The organism is Nitrincola sp. A-D6, from assembly GCF_000764495.1.
Classification (GTDB): Bacteria; Pseudomonadota; Gammaproteobacteria; order Pseudomonadales; family Balneatricaceae; genus Nitrincola.
On sequence record NZ_JRLB01000077.1, the window covers coordinates 1 to 16,482 of the forward strand.

Here is a 16,482-nt window from a genome sequence, read left to right on the forward strand (position 1 = left end):
TGGGTTTGAGTTTTGGCCTATAATAAATTTATGTGTCGGCAATCCGCCCGGCGCACGAAAGGAATAATCTCTTGAATATTACACTTGGCTTAACCCCGATGATTTCTTTGATCGCTGGCATCCTCATCCTGGTGATGCCGCGCCTGCTAAACTATATCGTGGCCTTTTACCTTATCGCTATCGGCGTTATTGGCTTATTTGGCGGCGGCTTCAATTTCCGTTGATGTCCAGGGCGCTGAAATAACCAGCGCCCGCCAGCAGCGCATTGGCTTTATCTGACATCCAAATCTCACTGCGGAACGTAACATTCGATACCTTAAACTGACGAAGCCGTATCAATATGTCCAAGCCAACGCCAACGCCTACTTTTCCAAGCACACCTGCGTCACCTCACCGCCTCCCTTGTCGTGGATGTCTACCTGATTGCAGTAATTACCCGACGTGCAACGGCACACCCTGGCAAGTTAGCAAAGAGTGAGCTGCAAGCTTGGCGTGCTTTGGTAGCCACCAACGAAGTGTGCTGAGTCTCCATTTAAATAATCAATTTACAAAACTATAAATGTAGTTATAATCTTCACATGACTATGAATATAGAATCTACAGCTAATGCGTTGGCGGCCTTAGGGCACCCAGCCCGACTGAGTGTGTTTCGCCTGCTGGTGCAGGCTGGGCACGACGGCATGCTGGTGGGCGAAATAGCCGAGCATCTTGATATGCCTTTGTCTACGCTCGCCTACCATTTGCGCAGTTTGAAGCAGGCGGGTTTGATTTTGCAGAACCGTCAGGGGCGTGAAATACAAACTGTAGCGGATTATAGCGCCATGGAAGCGGCTATCGAGTACCTGACACGGGAGTGTTGTCGGGGCATTTAGGCCTTTGCAACAGTCGAATGCGGTTTAATTTAAACCAATATAACTACATTACTGGAGATATGGTAATGACAGAGCAAAGTCTTCCTTTACCAAGTCGCACATCACTCTGGGTGTCTGGAGTCTGGCGCAAAGAAAAGCCCTGGTTGGCGGTGGTTTTGATCCTGCTGGGGGTGTGGGTGCTTGATGCCGCACAAGCGGGTCAGTCACTTGAGCTAATGCTACGTCAGCTTGCTTCTGTCGCACCTTTTTTAGCGGCATCGGTGTTGATTGCGGCCTGGGCCAATGCTACCGGGGCTGACGGACTGATTTCTCGCGCATTCGTGGGTGCACCTACCACTATGATTATCATGGGCGCTCTGGCTGGAGCTCTTTCACCTTTTTGCTCCTGCGGGGTTATTCCTTTGATTGCGGCCTTGTTGGCGATGGGTGTGCCCTTGGCGCCGGTGATGGCCTTCTGGTTAGCATCGCCGTTGATGGACCCGGCCATGTTTGCGCTAACTACAGGTATTATCGGTGTTGAATTTGCGTTGGCGAAAGCCCTGGTGGCTATAGGTATGGGGCTGTTTGGGGGAGCGTTGTACACCTCCTGGTCAAAGGAAATGCTTTGAATGAACCCTTACGTGCCGGTGTGGGTAACGGTGGCTGTGGTGGTGCTAGAGTGCGTTCGCAGCAAGCACCTGTCTGGCGTTTCTGGAATGAACCGGAACGCCTGTCGCGCTTTCGCCGCGAAGGTGTTCGCACCGCTCTGTTTTTGCTGAAATGGCTGGCACTGGCCTTCTTGCTGGAAAGCCTGATGCTGGCGTATATACCCGCCGATCGTATTACCCAAACCCTGGGTGGTGAGGGGATCAGCCCCATATTGCTGGCAACACTTTTCGGTGTGCCTGCCTATTTCAATGGCTATGCCGCTTTGCCATTGATTGCCACCCTGATGGAGCAGGGTATGCAGGCCGGAGCAGGTATGGCTTTTCTGATTGCTGGCGGTGTGACATCACTGCCAGCCGCCATTGCCGTTTGGGTGCTGGTTAAACCGCGTATTTTTGCCTTGTATGTCGCACTATCCTTAAGTGGTGCTTTTGCGGCGGGACTGTTGTTTCAGTTATGGAGTCTGTGGTGATTTCACGGGTCATTTTGTTGTGTGTCTGTTTGCTGGCTGGGTATTAGGAAATGGATTGTTTGTTGAACTCAGCGCCAGGTCATGTAGCTGGGTTGACAGGCCACGGTGTAATGCCGGGGAAAGATCGGTCATTAGTATGGCCGGATCTTTTCCCGCGCGGCTCAGGTCTTCACCGTCGGGGCCGATAATGGCGCTGAGGCCGGTGTATTCGGTATTACCTTCATGTCCACACAGGTTGGCATACACCACAACCATATTATTTTCCAGTGCTCTGGCGCGTGCCAGGGTTTTGGGTACGGCCAGGTACGGCATCATGTTGGCAGTGGGGTTGAACAGAATCTTTACCTGCTGATTTGCAAAACAGCGAGCTGTTTCCGGGAATTCAATGTCATAACAGATCGATAGCCCACAGGTGATGCCATTGAGTTCAAAGGCTGTAAATGCATTTCCTGGCTGAAATAGGTGCTTTTCGGTATCGCCGAACAGGAATACTTTGCGATGGTGTGCCACTAGTTTGCCATCGGCATTGATGGCTACGGCGGCATTAAAGAGATTGCCCTCGCTGACTTCAATCAGGCCACAGATTAATGCAACCTGGTGGGTATCTGCTATTTGGCGTAGCTGTTCTACTGAAGGACCGTTGATCGGCTCTGCCAGTAGTGCGGCCTGAGTGCCCACCTGATATCCGGTGAGAAACAGCTCCGGAAATACAACAGTATCAACACCGAGCATGGCAGCCGCTGCGCAAGTCGATTCTATAGTACGCAGGTTTTTTTCCTTGTCACAAAAGGCTGGCGTATCCTGATAGGTTAGAACTTTCACGTAGGTTTCCTTAACGTAGTCTGCCCTGGTGGTTGCACCAGGGCGGGTCAATTACTTCAGTAGATTGGTCCAGATGCGATCATAAAGAGCGACAACGTCTGCTGAGCAGGGCGGGACGAACTCAGCCGTTGGTGCATTGGCGGGTGGGTTGAGTTCTGGTGCATGCTTCAGTTCATCCATCAGGAAGGGCGCGGTGTTATTTACACCCGCGGTATAGCCGGCAAAGTTGGTCAGTGCAGCCGCATGTTCCGGTTCCAGCAGGAAGTTCATGAATAGCAGCGCGTTGTCTCGGTTTTCAGCGCCTTTCAAGACAACAAGATTGTCAGCCCAGGCGGTCATGCCTTCTTTAGGGTAAGCGTATTGCAGTGACGGCTTCTCAAGACGGCCGCGCAGCCCCATGCCATTCCAGATCATACTGACGGCCGCATCTCCGGAAACCACCATTTCACGGGCGCCATCTGAGGTGATGCTCAGCCAGTCACTTTTTGCTTCCAGTAACAGGTCATTGACCTCGGCCAGTTCAGCTCTGTTGCTGTTGCAAGTTTCAAAGCCTTTGTAGCGAAGGGCGGCATTGATGACATCATTGACGTCACGAAACATGTTGACCTTGCCCTTTAACTCATCAGGGGTATCAAACAGTATCGCCAGGGTATCGATATCACCCGAATAGCGTCAGTGTCGACCATAAAAGAGGTGGTCCCGAACTGGTAGGGGATAGAGTATTCACGGCCTGGGTCAAAGTAGACATCAACCAGTTCTTCTTTTATGTGTTTAAAGTTTTCTAATGTATGTGGCTGGACTTTATCCAGCAGACCCTCTTCAATCATGATGGCGACCATGTAGTCACCGGGTACTGCTACATCATAGCCGGTCACGCCGGATTTTAAGCGTGCCAGCAGTGTTTCATTGCTGTCGTAGGAGTCCTGAATAACCCTTACATCATAGGTGCTGCTGAATTTATCAATCAGTTCCTGCGGCATATAGTCTGACCAGTTGTATAACTTCAGTTCACCTGCGGCATAGAGGGATGATGACAGCAGCAGTGTTGCTGCTGTCATGGTGGCTTTTTGGGTAAAGGATTTCATGGTTGTTCTCCAGGTTTAACAAGATTTTGGGTTCATGTTTTTGAGGTGGAGCGTCGGTTGATCAGGTATACAAGGCTGACGAGGAGGATGGACACCAGCAGTAACAGGGTTGAGAGTGCATTTATTTCCGGTGTGAAACCGACCCTGACCATGCTGTATATCGTGAGAGGCAAGGTCGTTGAGCCAGGGCCAGCTACCATGTTGGTGATGATGAAATCATCCAGCGATACGATAAATGCGAGTAAAAAGCCAGATACGATACCGGGTAAAATCATTGGAAATATAACTAGTCGAAAGCAGTCCAGTTGACTGGCATATAGGTCCTGAGCGGCTTCACTGTAATAGCGCTCAATGCTTTTCACTCTTGAATAGATGGGTAAAAAGGCAAAAGGGATGCAGAAAACAGTATGGGCAATCAAAATGCTCTGCATACCGAGTTGAAAGTTGATTGCGATAAAGAAAAGCAGGCTGGCAATGCCGACGATGATTTCGGGCACCATAATTGGAAAATTGATAAATGTGAGTGTGGCGGTCCGACCTTTATAGGGCTTTCCCATCACCAGAGCCAGGGCGGCAAGCAGTGCAACCAGTGTTGCCGTAAAGGCAGCCGTGCTGGCAATGGTCAGCGAATTAAGCGTGGCTTGCTGAATAGACGGGTTTTGAAAAACCTTAAGGTACCAGTCAAAAGTGAAGCCACCCCAGTGTGTAATTGATCTGACTGAGTTGAATGAGTAGATCGCCAGAACAAGCATCGGCGCATAGAGTACGGTTAAGCAAACCCAGGTGATAAGGCGAAACCCAGGATAGCGTTTGAGGTCTGTGTGTTTCATCATCTCGCCTCCTGGCTATTACGTTTTGAAAACACAATTAACACGATAAAGATCATCGCCATCAGCACCATGCCCAGTGCGGCACCAAAGGGCCAGTTACGCGAACCTTGAAATTGCAGCGCGATCAAGTTGCCGATCATTAATTGTTTTCCGCCACCGAGCAGGTCTGGTGCGATGAAAGCACCTAGTGATGGAATAAAAACGAGTAGGCAGCCCGCGATAATGCCGGGTTTTAGGTTGGGTAGAAGCACATAGCGCCAGACTGCCCATTTACTGGCGTATAAATCATTGGCTGCCGTCAGCAGTGAGAAGTTGAAGCGCTCAACAGCAACATAGATAGGCAGGATCATAAACGGCAGATAGGAGTAGAACAGCCCCAGCGTTACCGCAAAATTGGTATAAGCAATCTGAATCGGAGCATCAATCAAACCTGTCCAGATCAGGAAGCTGTTTATCGGTCCCTGATCACGAATAATGAACAGCATTGAGATGGTGCGTATCAGCAGATTCACACAGTAGGGCACTATCACGGCCATCAGCCAAAGCATACGCGTGCTGGGCGGGCGGGTTGCAATAAAATAGGCAGTAGGGAGTCCGAGTAACAGACAGCAGCATGTTGCAATGATTGCGAGCATAATCGAGGTGAGAATGATCACCAGGTAATCGGAGTTGAATACCCATTCTTCGGTAAGAAAGTCTTGTTCAAAAAACAGCTGAACATATGCATCCAGGCTAAAGATCCACTCGACACCGCCGTAGGTCCTGGCTGCAGAAATGAGTAAGTCATCAGCGTCAAAATCGGGATGGCCAAAAAAACGAATATAATGGTGATCGCTGGCGCTAACAGGGCTGAGGTTTTAGGGAGGCTTTTATCCATTTCAGTTCACCAGTACTCTGGCAAAAGCCGCGTCGATGTTAATGCCCACCTGACTTCCCTGACTGAGTTCATCCGTGTTGTCCAGGTTGTTCTGCGCCCTGACTTTAACCAATAGCCCCTGCCCGACATCCACTACAAATTGGGTATCTGTACCCATGTAGCTTTTTTGGCAGATATGGCCGGTCATTATTGCCTCATCGAGTGCAGAAAAACTGAGGCGCTCAGGTCTAATGCTGAGTTTAATCTGTCTGGACTGATTACTAGCGACTGAGCTTGGACACTGAATGCGTACTTGATTGTTCAGACGACAGGTCATGGACCCTTGGCTTACCTGTTCCACTGTTGCATCGAGTAAATTGGTTTCACCAATGAAGTCAGCTACAAAGCTGTTTGCCGGCTGGTCATAAATAGCCTTGGGCGTACCAACTTGCTGCACCTGGCCTGCTGACATCACCGCAATGCGGTCGGACATGGCCAGGGCTTCTTCCTGGTCATGGGTGACAAACACAAAGGTAATACCGGTTTCCTGCTGTATTTGTTTGAGTTCTGCACGCATGGACTGACGCAACTTCAAATCCAGTGCTGAAAGGGGTTCGTCCAGCAGCAGCACTTTCGGGCGGGGTGCCAGTGCCCGTGCCAGCGCGACACGCTGTTGCTGACCGCCGGATAGCTCATGGGGTTTTCGCTGACTAAACTGACCTAGCTGTACCAGTTCCAACATTTCATCGGCACGACGATCCATGTCTTGCTTGGAAAACTTCAGCATGCGCATACCAAATTTGATGTTGTCGCGAATGTCCATGTGTGGGAACAAAGCATAGTGTTGAAAAACAGTATTGATGGGACGCTTGTTGGCAGGCAGGTTTTCAATTTCATCGCCAAACAAAAATATTTTTCCTTGCGAGGTGCTTTCAAAACCGGCAATCAACCTGAGTAACGTGGTCTTTCCACAGCCCGATGGACCGAGCAGGGTAAAAAACTCACCATTCTGGATTTGCAGTGAAACCTGTTTCAGTGCGGTAAAAGCGCCAAAATTTTTGACGACCTTCTCAATTGAAATTGCAGTGTTCTCGGCTTGCATGGGACGCATCCTCTCAAATCGTGTGTGTGTCTTGCTGTGTTCAGTCAAGTGGTGGTTTGGTATGCTGACTGACTTAGCAAGTACCACTTATTTGTAAGCTAAAATATAATTTATCAGTTTTAGGGGTATATAACCCTAGAGGGGTATCTGATGTCACAGCCAAGAAACAGTCTTCGATTGCGTGATAAAGCCTTGGCACATGTCATCAAAACCCTGCATCGTCCTGGTTTTTGTGAAGCATTTGCACACTTCGTACGCTATCTGGCCGCCTTCGATAACCTGATTATCATTGCCTATTATCGTGATACCAATCCGGTAGTTCTGTATCGCCAATTTACTGATCCAGTGGTCTATACCTATATGGATTCTGATTACCTGAATGCCGCGTATTTGCTGGACCCGTTTTATCATGCCCATCGCAATGGACTGAAAACAGGGTTACACCGCCTGTTTGACATAGCGCCAGATCAGTTCAAACGTACCAGTTATTTCAATGTGTATTATCAGAAAACAACGCTGATTGATGAGGTAGCTGCGTTTGCCGATTTGAATCGTGACCTGACAGTGACCGCCTGTTTTGGCAAGGATCGATCCAGTGGTCAGCTATTTTCAAAGCAGGAAAGGGAACGTCTGCGGCAGTATGAGTCAGTTATCTGCACCTTGATGGAGGAACATTGGCGAGACTATCAGCCGGACCAGCCTGAGCAAATGAACACCAAACCACTGGTCAGCCGTTTGATTGATACACTGCGGGTCGAGCAAGCCATCAGTTTGACCAGCAGGCAGGCTGAAGTGGCCATGTTTATATTGCAAGGCCACTCTTCCATTTCCATCAGTCTGAATCTGGGTATTAGTCCAGAAACAGTAAAAGTGTTTAGAAAACAACTCTATGCCAAATGTCAGATCTCTTCACAAGCCGAACTGTTTGCGCTACTCATGCCGGTTTTTTCGCGAATATCTGCACCCTCGATATCATCGAGTGAGTCGGAGAAATGATATTATCTGGAAGCTTAAAGTAGCCAAAGTGACTGCATGTACTCAACCAAACCCAGAGAGGCTCCTTTGACCCGAATAGCCATTTTTGCCGATGTTCAAAATATCTATTACACCACGCGGCAGGTGTTTGGCCGGCAGTTTAATTATCGTGCCTTTTGGCAGCAGGCCAGTGAGTTGGGGGAGATAGTAGCCGCAACAGCCTATGCGATAGATCGCGGTGACCCGCAGCAGCAGAAGTTTCAGGAAGCACTGCGGCATATCGGCTTTGAGGTCAAACTCAAACCCTATATCCAGCGCGGTGATGGCTCCGCCAAGGGAGATTGGGATGTGGGAATTACGATTGATGCCTTGCTCTGCGCTGGCGAGGTTGACCAGGTGATTTTGCTGTCTGGCGATGGTGATTTTGATCTGTTGTTGCACACACTGCGTGACCGCTATCAGGTCCGTAGCCATCTGTTTAGCGTCCCCGGATTAACCGCGCAGTCGTTGATCAAAAGCGCCGATAAATGGATTGCTATCGACGCTGCTTTGCTACAATAAAAGCTGCCCGGTCTATTTTTAATAAATCGGGCAGCAAGGTAATAAGCGGGTCAGTGACTCTAACACTGTCAGGCATTGCAATTAAGATAGCCGCTTTTTTTAAACCGCACTTAATACTTTACGAAATGTCTCAATCTCCTCTTCTGAGAATTGGCCGAAGACTTCATTTTGGCGATCATTCGCGATCTGCCAAAGTATTTCAGCCTGTTTTACGCCCGTAGTGGTGATACTCAGATCATTACCTTCGCGTACTAGCCATCCTTTTCGGCATAAGGTTTCTGCTGCCGCATTTAAATCATTATCAGGCATGGCTATGCGGTCTTCTAGTTCGTCTGCAGATATGCTTCCGAAGTCATTAAGTGTTAGAAGCATGCGCGCTTCGATAGTGCGAAGTCCTGTTGCCAGCTGCAAAGGCTGATAATCAGCTTGGTAGCGTTTGACCGCTTGTAGCATTTGATAATATAGACTATCAGCTAGACGTTGGTCATTTTTGCTTTGAGCGGCATCAGATGCAGCCGTATTTTTTGGTTTGGACCCTGCATGGGGTATGAGAGCTGAGTATGCACCACCATGATATACCAAAGGAGCACGTCCAGTATCATCAAAGGAAACTACCTTGCCAACCAGAATCCAGTGATCTCCCCCATCAAGGATTTGATGGCGTTCACACTGAAAGCACGCTGAGGTATCCGGTAGAATCGCGGCATCACCTAAGCCTAATGAAAAGTTTATACCGTTAAATTTATCTTCACTCGGGCGCGCAAAATGATTTGAAATATCAATTTGATCAGCTGCTAGTATGTTAACAGCAAAATGACTCGCTTTTTCGAATACAGGGTAGCTGCCAGAGTTTTTGGTTATGCTCCAGAGAATGAGTGGTGGGTCCAGCGATACAGAATTGAAACTATTAGCTGTGACACCCGCACGGCTGGTATCAGGGGCCGTGGCTGTGATAACTGTAACGCCAGTAGCAAAGTTTCCTAATGCACGTCGAAAAGCTTTTGGGTCGAAGTCAGTGATAGAGGAATTCATAGTGGTGGCCTTTATAAAATAGATGGCAATAAACTCACTGGGATTTTTATGTTAAAAAGCCCAGTGAGTATCTTGTAAAGAATTACAGCAGAGAGGGGTCCGGCTCGAGACCGAGTAATTCACGGCCTAATATTTGCGCACAGACATCATAGTCGGTGTAAGCATGTGCCGCAGTCATGTTGGACTCATGCCAAAGGCGTTGTGCTTCACGATCCTCATACCAGTTCGAAGCCCCCATCACCGCCCACAGGCGATTGACAGCTTCTACACACATTTTAATCGCATAAGCTTGGTTGGTGCGCCAATGTGCCAACACATAGCGTGTGGGATATTCATGGCGCTCTCCATATTCTTTATGCTCCTGCCAGGTTTTTTCCAGATAGGCACGTGCAGCGGCCACTTGTTGATAAGATTCAGCAATACGAAGAAGGGGAGGGATGGACTCACGCACAGATGCACCTGTGTAGGCTCTAACTCGATTCTGAGTGAGCTCTTTGTAGACATCGATCATTCGTTCGGCAACACCAAGCTCATCGCTGCGAAGCCACACGCAAAGTATGGGCGGTATGGGGTGTGATAAATCTTACTGTCGGGATATAAATCGCGTCCAACATGACGACCTTCCATCATATCCACGGCAGCCTGAATGCGATGCTCAGGAACGAACACGCTGTCAATATGCGCCGTTTTTGTACCACTACCCTGCATACCGACAGAATACCAGTCGTCGATAATAGAGAATTCCTGGCGCGGTATGATCGCGAAGCTATAAACTTTGCCACCCGCAGGATTATTGCGCAGAAAGCCAACTATAATCCAGTCTGCATGATCAACACCGGAACTCCACTTCATGTCGCCGGTAAAAATAATACCACCTTCAGTTTCCTCATGCTTACCAAAAGGAGCAATGCTACTTGATGCGACAGCGTCTGGGTTTGTACTCCAGAATTCATCTTGCGCTTGTTTGTTAAACATAGACATTTGGTGATTGTGTGTGCACAAAAGGCTGTAGGCCCACGCAGTTGAGCAGCATGCACCTGCAAGCGCTGCAATACAATTTGTGAACTCAGGTAATGACATTTCAAGACCACCATAGGCCTTGGGAAGAAATGCGCGATTGAGCCCAATATTATTGAGCATTTGAATATTTTCTTCAGGAATTTTACGAAGTTTGACTGCCTGAGGGGCATTTTCTCGTATAGAAGGTAGTATTTCTTTTAATTTAACGAGCATAGAATTTGTCTGTGACATGAATAGTTAGCCTCTGTACTTTTTCAATTATTTTATTGAGGTCGCTAATAAGCTAAATGCTTTAACTTAATTAAATTATGGACAGAATCATTGCTTTCTATAAAGGTACTAAATTATTTATTTATTGTACTTTTCTGTTTGTTGCAGGGTGTCTTGTAAATTAATTTCACGACTATCTATTTAAAATCAATATCTTAAGTGTTTATTTCTATCTGAAATTTTGGTTGATGTTTGTATTGATATAGCTCAAAGACAGGTCGTCATTTTTGTTGACAGGGCATGTTAGGTGGGCTAGGATTTGATTTAGTTAATATATTAAATAAAATAATATCAGACCACTTAAATAACTAAAAAAGGTGCTTACCATGGGCGAAATCGTAATGGCTGCCAAGGTGACTCATGTTCCAACAATGCTCCTCTCTGAACAACCCGGAAAGCTGCAAGGATGTCGACAACAGGCCATTGATGGGCACAAGGAGATCATGCGTCGGGCACGTGAAAAAGGTGCTGATACAGTGATCGTGTTAGATACGCATTGGTTGGTTAATGCCGGCTTTCATATTAACAGTAACCCTACGTTTAAGGGTTGCTATACCAGCCATGAATTTCCTCATTTTATTCAAAATCTAGATTATGAATACCGTGGTGATCCTGAGCTAGGGAACGCTATCGCCGCGCGTGCTACTGAAAAAGGTGTGCATACCCTGTCACATCAAGTTGAGACGCTAGATCTTGAATACGGTACCTTAGTTCCGATGCATTTTATGCAGCCCGGTGATATGCCAATTATTTCCATTGCGGGTTGGTGTACTGTTCATAATCTGCAAGATTCTCGAAAATTGGGCGAGGCAATTCGTGAAGCAGTCGAAGCCAGCGACCGAAAAGTATTGTTACTTGCTTCGGGTTCACTGTCGCACAAAATATGGGAAAATGAGTTGTATGCTGAGAACAACGGCACCTTCACGATTTCCCGTGAGTTCAACCGTCAAGTTGATTTGCGAGTACTAGAGCTTTGGCAGCAAGGTGAGATTTCAACGTTCCTGAAAATGCTACCTGAATATGCCCAGTTTTGCTCTGGCGAGGGTGGTATGCATGATACAGCCATGCTCTTCGGTGCTTTGGGTTGGGATAGTTATGCCGGTAAAGGTGAGCTTATTGGCGAGTATTTCCCTAGCTCCGGCACAGGGCAGGCTAATGTGGTTTTCCCTGTTCTCTGAGTTTAATCCCTTTTTGGCAGCTGGGTGATTACTGGCTGCGTAGTTGAATGATGGAGAGCATGTTGTCATGTTGCGCAGATCTTACCCGTTTTATCTTGCGAATGAGCCCCAAAGCCCGAATCAAAATTTGGTTGTTTACGATAAATTTACCGGCGAAATTGCTACGCGAGTTGCGATTGCAGATGCGGTGGTTATAGATCAAGCGATTGCAGCGGCTGAGCAGGCGGCAGAGCCGATGCGGAAGTTGCCTTCCTGGAAACGTCAGTCAATTCTTAATCATTGCGTCAATCGTTTCCAAGAGCGAGCAGAAGAATTGGCTCAAGCTTTATGCATTGAGGCAGGAAAGCCTATTAAAGATGCACGTGGTGAAGTCACCCGTTTGATCGACACCTTTCGCATTGCTGCTGAAGAAGCGGTTCGGATTGGTGGTGAAGTGATTCCTATGGATATAAGCCTCGCGCTGAAGGCTACACGGGGATGTGGAAGCGCGTTCCTATAGGCCCTTGCTCATTTATTTCACCATTTAACTTTCCACTTAATCTTGCCGCTCACAAGGTGGCGCCTGCAATAGCGGCAGGTTGTCCGTTTGTGCTTAAACCTGCCAGCTTAACACCGATTGGTGCGATCATTATTGGTGAAGTATTAGCTGAAACAGATTTGCCCAAGGGCGCTTTTTCTATTTTACCTTGTCATCGTGATGGTGCGGATCTATTCACCACCGATGATCGACTTAAGCTGCTTAGTTTTACCGGGTCACCAGAAGTTGGTTGGCAGCTTAAGGCCAAAGCGGGTAAAAAGCCTGTGGTGCTGGAGTTAGGTGGTAATGCGGCCTGTGTAGTCGATGAAGGAACAGATCTGGATGATGCGGTCGCTCGCATAGTGTTTGGTGCGTACTATCAATCTGGTCAAAGTTGTATCAGCGTTCAGCGAATTCTAGTTCACGAAGCTCATTATGAAGAGGTTCGTGATAAGTTAGCCGTCGCTGTTAAGGCGTTACCATCCGGCGATCCAAAGGATGAAAAAACGTTTATAGGCCCTATGATTTCTGAAAAAGAAGCCGTACGTTTGCATGATTGGATACTCGATGCCACATCAAAAGGAGCAAACCTTTTGGCTGGTGGAACACGTCAGGGCGCGATGCTCCAGGCAACATTGCTAGAAAATGTTGACCCATCTCTGGATGTGAACACTCAAGAAGCCTTTGGGCCGGTTGCTATTCTGTCACGCTTCAGTGACTTTGATCTGGCGCTACAGGAGGTCAATAACTCTGCTTTTGGCTTACAGACCGGAATTTTCACCCGAGATATCTACAAGATTCAGAAGGCTTGGGATGAGCTAGAGGTAGGCGGCGTGGTGATTGGTGATGTTCCTTCTTGGCGAGTAGATCACATGCCCTATGGTGGCGTAAAAGATAGTGGTTTAGGACGTGAAGGTGTGCGTTATGCCATAGAAGACATGACAGAGTTGCGTCTGCTCGTGGTACGCAACCCTGCCTAGCCATACTATGCCTATGCCGGTGCCTCCTGCGTCTGCATTGTTGATTTTTATGGCGATGGCTAGCCCTTTGGCCTTAAATGCCTTTATTCCAGCAATGCCTGATGCTGCTCGGATGCTTGGTGTTGATGCGGGCATCATGCAACTGACGTTTACCCTCTACTTATTGACGCTTGCATTAGGTCAGTTGATTAGTGGTCAGTTTGGCGATTACTTCGGTCGACGTCCAGTTGTATTGGTCGGTTTCGGGCTGCATGTATTGGGTAGCGCTATTGCGGCATTTTCTGTGTCGATAGAAATGCTGATTTTAGGTCGTATATTGCAAGCACTCGGTGGTAGTACGGCAATGGCGTTGTCACGCACCATATTATTGGATGTGTACGGACGTGAAGGTGCTGCTGGTCGAATGGGTTATCTGGTTATGGCAATCGCTTTGGCTCAAACCCTGGCGCCTGCTTTGGGTGGGGTGTTAAATCTCTGGAGTGGTTGGCATTCAGTCTTTTATCTATCCGTTGCTATGGGTGGCTCAGTTTGGTTAATAGCGCTACGTTATTTACCTGAAACCTGTGTGGAGCGTAGCAGTCGTATTAGCCTGTTTTTGGTGCTTCAGTCATATAATAATTTATTAAAATCAGTATCATATCGTGGATATGTCCTTGCGACAACGGCTCTGGCTTGCGGGTTTTATCTGTTTATTGGTAGCGCACCTTATCTTGTAGTCGGAAGTCTGGGTGGTACATCTGCTGATTATGGGTTTTGGTTTTTAACGGTTTCATTTGCTTTTCTGTTAGGTAGTTTTATGTCTACCCGGCTGGCGCGTTATTTTGATATTGATAAATTAATCCTCATTGGTAACGGTCTGGCACTTCTTGGAGCCCTATTGTTGCTGTTTTTGTACGGTTTAATGGGCTTGGGTTTTGCGACCCTGTTTTTACCAGTGGCCATCATGATTTTAGGTAGAGGAATAAGTCAGCCTGGTGCTCAGACAGCGGCTATCAGTAGTAGAGCGGGTGCTGTTGGTGCAGCGTCAGGCATGATGGGTTTTATTCAGTTACTGATTGGCTCTATGGTTGCACAAAGTGCTTCTTGGTTAATTCGTTTTGATCCTGGCTGGATTTTCGCTGCTATTCTGCTGACAACATTGTTGGCGATGGCAGCACATTTTTACGGTTGGTCACAGAGTCGATCAGTTCAAAAATACAATCAAGAATAAAGAGGTGTAAGTTATGGGTAAGCTAGCGTTGGCGGCAAAAATCACACATGTACCGTCCATGTATCTGTCGGAGTTAGACGGGCCTCAAAAAGGGTTTCGTCAGGCCGCTATTGATGGGCATAAGGAAATTGGTCGTCGCTGTCGGGAATTAGGTGTCGATACCTTGGTGGTGTTTGATACCCACTGGTTGGTCAATGCGGCTTACCATATTAACTGTGGAGCACACTTCAAGGGCAACTATACCAGTAATGAGTTACCCCATTTTATCTCAAATATGGAGTTTGAATTTAGTGGCAATCCACTGTTAGGCCAATTGATTGCGGATGAGTGTAAAGCGCAAGGGGTAGAAACACTGGCGCATGCACATACAACGCTCGATCCTGAGTATGGCACTTTGGTACCCATGCGTTACATGAATGAAGACCAGCATTTTAAGGTAGTATCAATTTCTGCGATGTGTATGGCTCACTATCTCAATGACAGTGCACGTTTGGGATGGGCGCTTAGACAAGCAATAGAAGAGCACTATGATGGCACTGTCGCTATATTGGCAAGTGGCTCTTTGTCACATCGGTTTGCTCAGAATGGTCAGGCTCCGGATTTTGCAACGAAGGTGTGGAGTCCTTTTTTAGAGCGATTGGATAATGATGTTGTACGCATGTGGGAAGCAGGCGAGTGGCTGATTTTTGCGCCATGCTACCTGAATATGCCGTTAAAGGTCATGGTGAAGGGTTTATGCATGATACGGCAATGCTGTTAGGGGCTTTAGGTTGGTCTCGCTATGACCAAAAAGTAGAGGTGATTACACCCTATTTTGGCAGTTCCGGAACAGGGCAGATCAATGCTGTTTTTCCTGTTGCTCCGGTGTCCGGCGACCAGGTACCTGGCCCTCAGGCATCCGTAGCAGACTCCTCACTTGCGGCTGTTGGGCGTCTCTAAATAGGTAGGTAGATTCCTGATGGTAACTGTATTAAACCCTCATCGGCTGATAGTGCTGCTAGCTGCTCTTGTGGCTTTTGGGCCACTATCTATCGATATGTATCTCCCAAGTTTACCACTTATTGCTGAAGACCTTGGCGCGGTACAGAGCGATATACAGTTGACCATCAGTAGTTTCTTAATTGGTCTGTTTATAGGCATGCTTGTCTACGGTCCTTTATCGGATAAGTTAGGGCGTAGACCTCTGTTACTTGCTGGTATTAGTCTTTATCTGATTGCCAGTGTGGCGTGCGTCCTTGCTAGTTCAGCGGAGTGGCTTATTACATTCCGCTTTTTACAGGCTTTGGGGGCTGCATCGGCCTCTGTGTTGGCAAGAGCCATTGTTCGCGATCTGTTTCCAATCAGTGAAGCGGCGCGTGTCTTGTCATTGATGCATATAGTCACGATGATCGCTACGCTCATGGCGCCGTTGGTGGGTGGTTATCTGATCTTGCTGGCAGGCTGGCGCGCTCTTTTTGTGGTGTTGTTTATCTTTGCGTTAGTGGTGTTAGCTTTCTGTGTTTGGAAAATACCAGAAACCCATCATGGTAGCTCCCGTGGCACTAGCTTTACTGCGGTTTACAAAGCCTATGGCAACATTTTGCTACAGCCGGTCGCCGTTGGTTACATATTGTGTATGTCGTTAACTTTTGCTGGCATGTTCGCTTACATTACCGCGTCTCCATTTGTGTACATCGATTACTTTGGTGTATCGCCTCAGACCTATGCATGGCTGTTTAGCATGAACATCGGTGGAATTATCTTGCTTGTCAGCCTGAATGCACATTATGTCGGACGATGGGGGACGCAACCTTTATTGTGGTTAGGTGCAAGTTTGGCTGCCGCTTCAGGCCTGGTACTGTTTTGTGCCACGTTATTTGGCATAGGCGGGTTGACCTTAATCGTGCTGGCGCTATTCAGTTTTGTCAGTGTCACTGGCGTATTGGGCGCAAACTGCATGGCGAGTCTTTTGTCACGTTTTCCTGAGCAGGCAGGTGCAGCGGCAGGCATCGCAGTAGCTACCCAGTTTGGGTTAGGTGCAGTAGCCAGCGGTATTGTGAGTTGGTTGCATGACGG

Annotated in this window: 19 protein-coding genes and 2 pseudogenes; 11 read left to right on the top strand and 10 right to left on the bottom strand. The window is 47.8% G+C overall.

Annotated elements, in window-relative coordinates:
• Positions 1 to 71 precede the first annotated feature (71 nt).
• Positions 72 to 224, top strand: coding sequence for a DUF3096 domain-containing protein (locus tag LH51_RS20095; protein WP_081960801.1), 153 nt, complete (start codon positions 72 to 74; stop codon positions 222 to 224).
• Here LH51_RS20095 and LH51_RS20875 read toward each other — a convergent pair.
• Positions 211 to 378, bottom strand: coding sequence for a hypothetical protein (locus LH51_RS20875; RefSeq protein ID WP_160173727.1), 168 nt, complete (start codon positions 376 to 378; stop codon positions 211 to 213). The genes LH51_RS20095 and LH51_RS20875 overlap by 14 nt on opposite strands.
• A 200-nt stretch (positions 379 to 578) precedes the next feature.
• Between LH51_RS20875 and LH51_RS12375 the strand changes: the two genes are divergently transcribed.
• The 3 genes from LH51_RS12375 (at position 579) to LH51_RS23655 (ending at position 1,989) form a co-directional block, all read left to right on the top strand.
• Complete coding sequence (locus LH51_RS12375) at positions 579 to 872, top strand: ArsR/SmtB family transcription factor (protein ID WP_036522548.1); 294 nt, start codon at positions 579 to 581, stop codon at positions 870 to 872.
• Between the two features lie 65 nt (positions 873 to 937).
• Positions 938 to 1,480 carry a permease gene (locus tag LH51_RS23650; protein WP_200881990.1) on the top strand — a complete coding sequence of 181 codons (543 nt, stop codon included), beginning with the start codon at positions 938 to 940 and terminating at the stop codon, positions 1,478 to 1,480.
• Positions 1,477 to 1,989 carry a permease gene (locus tag LH51_RS23655; protein WP_200881991.1) on the top strand — a complete coding sequence of 171 codons (513 nt, stop codon included), beginning with the start codon at positions 1,477 to 1,479 and terminating at the stop codon, positions 1,987 to 1,989. Before LH51_RS23650 ends, LH51_RS23655 begins: the two co-directional genes overlap by 4 nt.
• Positions 1,990 to 1,998: 9 nt before the next feature.
• Here the strand turns inward: LH51_RS23655 and LH51_RS12385 are convergent, their stop codons facing one another.
• The 6 genes from LH51_RS12385 to LH51_RS12405 all read right to left on the bottom strand — a co-directional run bounded on the left by LH51_RS12385 (position 1,999) and on the right by LH51_RS12405 (position 6,684).
• Positions 1,999 to 2,811: a carbon-nitrogen hydrolase family protein gene (locus LH51_RS12385; protein WP_052063746.1), complete on the bottom strand. Its 813-nt coding sequence runs from the start codon at positions 2,809 to 2,811 to the stop codon at positions 1,999 to 2,001.
• A 51-nt stretch (positions 2,812 to 2,862) separates the two neighbouring features.
• Positions 2,863 to 3,411, bottom strand: a complete 549-nt coding sequence (locus LH51_RS21520; RefSeq protein WP_235263709.1) for an extracellular solute-binding protein — start codon at positions 3,409 to 3,411, stop codon at positions 2,863 to 2,865.
• Positions 3,412 to 3,425: 14 nt separating this feature from the next.
• Positions 3,426 to 3,896, bottom strand: a complete 471-nt coding sequence (locus LH51_RS21525; protein ID WP_200881992.1) for an extracellular solute-binding protein — start codon at positions 3,894 to 3,896, stop codon at positions 3,426 to 3,428.
• 32 nt (positions 3,897 to 3,928) lie between these two features.
• Positions 3,929 to 4,729 carry an ABC transporter permease gene (locus LH51_RS12395; protein ID WP_200881993.1) on the bottom strand — a complete coding sequence of 267 codons (801 nt, stop codon included), beginning with the start codon at positions 4,727 to 4,729 and terminating at the stop codon, positions 3,929 to 3,931.
• Positions 4,726 to 5,382, bottom strand: coding sequence for an ABC transporter permease (locus LH51_RS12400; RefSeq protein WP_200881994.1), 657 nt, complete (start codon positions 5,380 to 5,382; stop codon positions 4,726 to 4,728). Before LH51_RS12400 ends, LH51_RS12395 begins: the two co-directional genes overlap by 4 nt.
• Before the next feature lie 222 nt (positions 5,383 to 5,604).
• On the bottom strand, positions 5,605 to 6,684 hold the full coding sequence (locus LH51_RS12405; RefSeq protein ID WP_036522549.1) for an ABC transporter ATP-binding protein: 1,080 nt from the start codon (positions 6,682 to 6,684) through the stop codon (positions 5,605 to 5,607).
• A gap of 150 nt (positions 6,685 to 6,834) precedes the next feature.
• Here LH51_RS12405 and LH51_RS12410 point away from each other — a divergent pair, with 150 nt between their 5' ends.
• Both LH51_RS12410 and LH51_RS12415 read left to right on the top strand, forming a co-directional pair.
• Positions 6,835 to 7,680 carry a helix-turn-helix transcriptional regulator gene (locus LH51_RS12410; protein ID WP_052063747.1) on the top strand — a complete coding sequence of 282 codons (846 nt, stop codon included), beginning with the start codon at positions 6,835 to 6,837 and terminating at the stop codon, positions 7,678 to 7,680.
• Between the two features lie 36 nt (positions 7,681 to 7,716).
• Positions 7,717 to 8,220, top strand: coding sequence for a LabA-like NYN domain-containing protein (locus LH51_RS12415; protein WP_052063748.1), 504 nt, complete (start codon positions 7,717 to 7,719; stop codon positions 8,218 to 8,220).
• A gap of 99 nt (positions 8,221 to 8,319) precedes the next feature.
• Here the strand turns inward: LH51_RS12415 and LH51_RS12420 are convergent, their stop codons facing one another.
• From LH51_RS12420 to LH51_RS22775, 3 genes are all read right to left on the bottom strand, one after another.
• On the bottom strand, positions 8,320 to 9,252 hold the full coding sequence (locus LH51_RS12420) for a p-hydroxyphenylacetate 3-hydroxylase reductase component (protein ID WP_036522550.1): 933 nt from the start codon (positions 9,250 to 9,252) through the stop codon (positions 8,320 to 8,322).
• Between the two features lie 82 nt (positions 9,253 to 9,334).
• Positions 9,335 to 9,763 carry a hypothetical protein gene (locus tag LH51_RS22770; protein WP_235263710.1) on the bottom strand — a complete coding sequence of 143 codons (429 nt, stop codon included), beginning with the start codon at positions 9,761 to 9,763 and terminating at the stop codon, positions 9,335 to 9,337.
• Positions 9,760 to 10,503, bottom strand: coding sequence for an acyl-CoA dehydrogenase family protein (locus LH51_RS22775; RefSeq protein WP_235263711.1), 744 nt, complete (start codon positions 10,501 to 10,503; stop codon positions 9,760 to 9,762). The genes LH51_RS22770 and LH51_RS22775 overlap by 4 nt, the downstream gene beginning before the upstream one ends.
• A gap of 365 nt (positions 10,504 to 10,868) precedes the next feature.
• Between LH51_RS22775 and hpaD (LH51_RS12430) the strand changes: the two genes are divergently transcribed.
• The 5 genes and pseudogenes from hpaD (LH51_RS12430) to LH51_RS12450 all read left to right on the top strand — a co-directional run.
• Positions 10,869 to 11,720 carry a 3,4-dihydroxyphenylacetate 2,3-dioxygenase gene (hpaD, locus tag LH51_RS12430; RefSeq protein WP_036522552.1) on the top strand — a complete coding sequence of 284 codons (852 nt, stop codon included), beginning with the start codon at positions 10,869 to 10,871 and terminating at the stop codon, positions 11,718 to 11,720.
• 67 nt (positions 11,721 to 11,787) lie between these two features.
• Positions 11,788 to 13,217, top strand: a pseudogene (locus tag LH51_RS12435) (aldehyde dehydrogenase family protein).
• Positions 13,218 to 13,230: 13 nt separating this feature from the next.
• Positions 13,231 to 14,427 carry a Bcr/CflA family efflux MFS transporter gene (locus LH51_RS12440; RefSeq protein WP_036522561.1) on the top strand — a complete coding sequence of 399 codons (1,197 nt, stop codon included), beginning with the start codon at positions 13,231 to 13,233 and terminating at the stop codon, positions 14,425 to 14,427.
• A 13-nt stretch (positions 14,428 to 14,440) separates the two neighbouring features.
• Positions 14,441 to 15,366, top strand: a pseudogene (gene hpaD, locus LH51_RS12445) (3,4-dihydroxyphenylacetate 2,3-dioxygenase).
• Between the two features lie 19 nt (positions 15,367 to 15,385).
• Positions 15,386 to 16,482, top strand: a 1,097-nt coding sequence (locus LH51_RS12450; protein WP_036522554.1) for a Bcr/CflA family multidrug efflux MFS transporter, incomplete at its 3' end; no start/stop codon positions are given.

What these genes read in the sequence shown, in the direction of transcription:
- LH51_RS12375 (WP_036522548.1), top strand. Translation starts at nt 579, where the DNA reads ATGACTATGAATATAGAATCTACAGCTAATGCGTTGGCGGCCTTAGGG.
- LH51_RS23650 (WP_200881990.1), top strand. Translation starts at nt 938, where the DNA reads ATGACAGAGCAAAGTCTTCCTTTACCAAGTCGCACATCACTCTGGGTG.
- LH51_RS21520 (WP_235263709.1), bottom strand. Translation starts at nt 3,411, where the DNA reads ATGTTTCGTGACGTCAATGATGTCATCAATGCCGCCCTTCGCTACAAA.
- LH51_RS21525 (WP_200881992.1), bottom strand. Translation starts at nt 3,896, where the DNA reads ATGAAATCCTTTACCCAAAAAGCCACCATGACAGCAGCAACACTGCTG.
- LH51_RS12395 (WP_200881993.1), bottom strand. Translation starts at nt 4,729, where the DNA reads ATGATGAAACACACAGACCTCAAACGCTATCCTGGGTTTCGCCTTATC.
- LH51_RS12405 (WP_036522549.1), bottom strand. Translation starts at nt 6,684, where the DNA reads ATGCAAGCCGAGAACACTGCAATTTCAATTGAGAAGGTCGTCAAAAAT.
- LH51_RS12410 (WP_052063747.1), top strand. Translation starts at nt 6,835, where the DNA reads ATGTCACAGCCAAGAAACAGTCTTCGATTGCGTGATAAAGCCTTGGCA.
- LH51_RS12415 (WP_052063748.1), top strand. Translation starts at nt 7,717, where the DNA reads ATGTACTCAACCAAACCCAGAGAGGCTCCTTTGACCCGAATAGCCATT.
- LH51_RS12420 (WP_036522550.1), bottom strand. Translation starts at nt 9,252, where the DNA reads ATGAATTCCTCTATCACTGACTTCGACCCAAAAGCTTTTCGACGTGCA.
- LH51_RS22770 (WP_235263710.1), bottom strand. Translation starts at nt 9,763, where the DNA reads ATGATCGATGTCTACAAAGAGCTCACTCAGAATCGAGTTAGAGCCTAC.
- LH51_RS22775 (WP_235263711.1), bottom strand. Translation starts at nt 10,503, where the DNA reads ATGTCACAGACAAATTCTATGCTCGTTAAATTAAAAGAAATACTACCT.
- hpaD (WP_036522552.1), top strand. Translation starts at nt 10,869, where the DNA reads ATGGGCGAAATCGTAATGGCTGCCAAGGTGACTCATGTTCCAACAATG.
- LH51_RS12440 (WP_036522561.1), top strand. Translation starts at nt 13,231, where the DNA reads ATGCCGGTGCCTCCTGCGTCTGCATTGTTGATTTTTATGGCGATGGCT.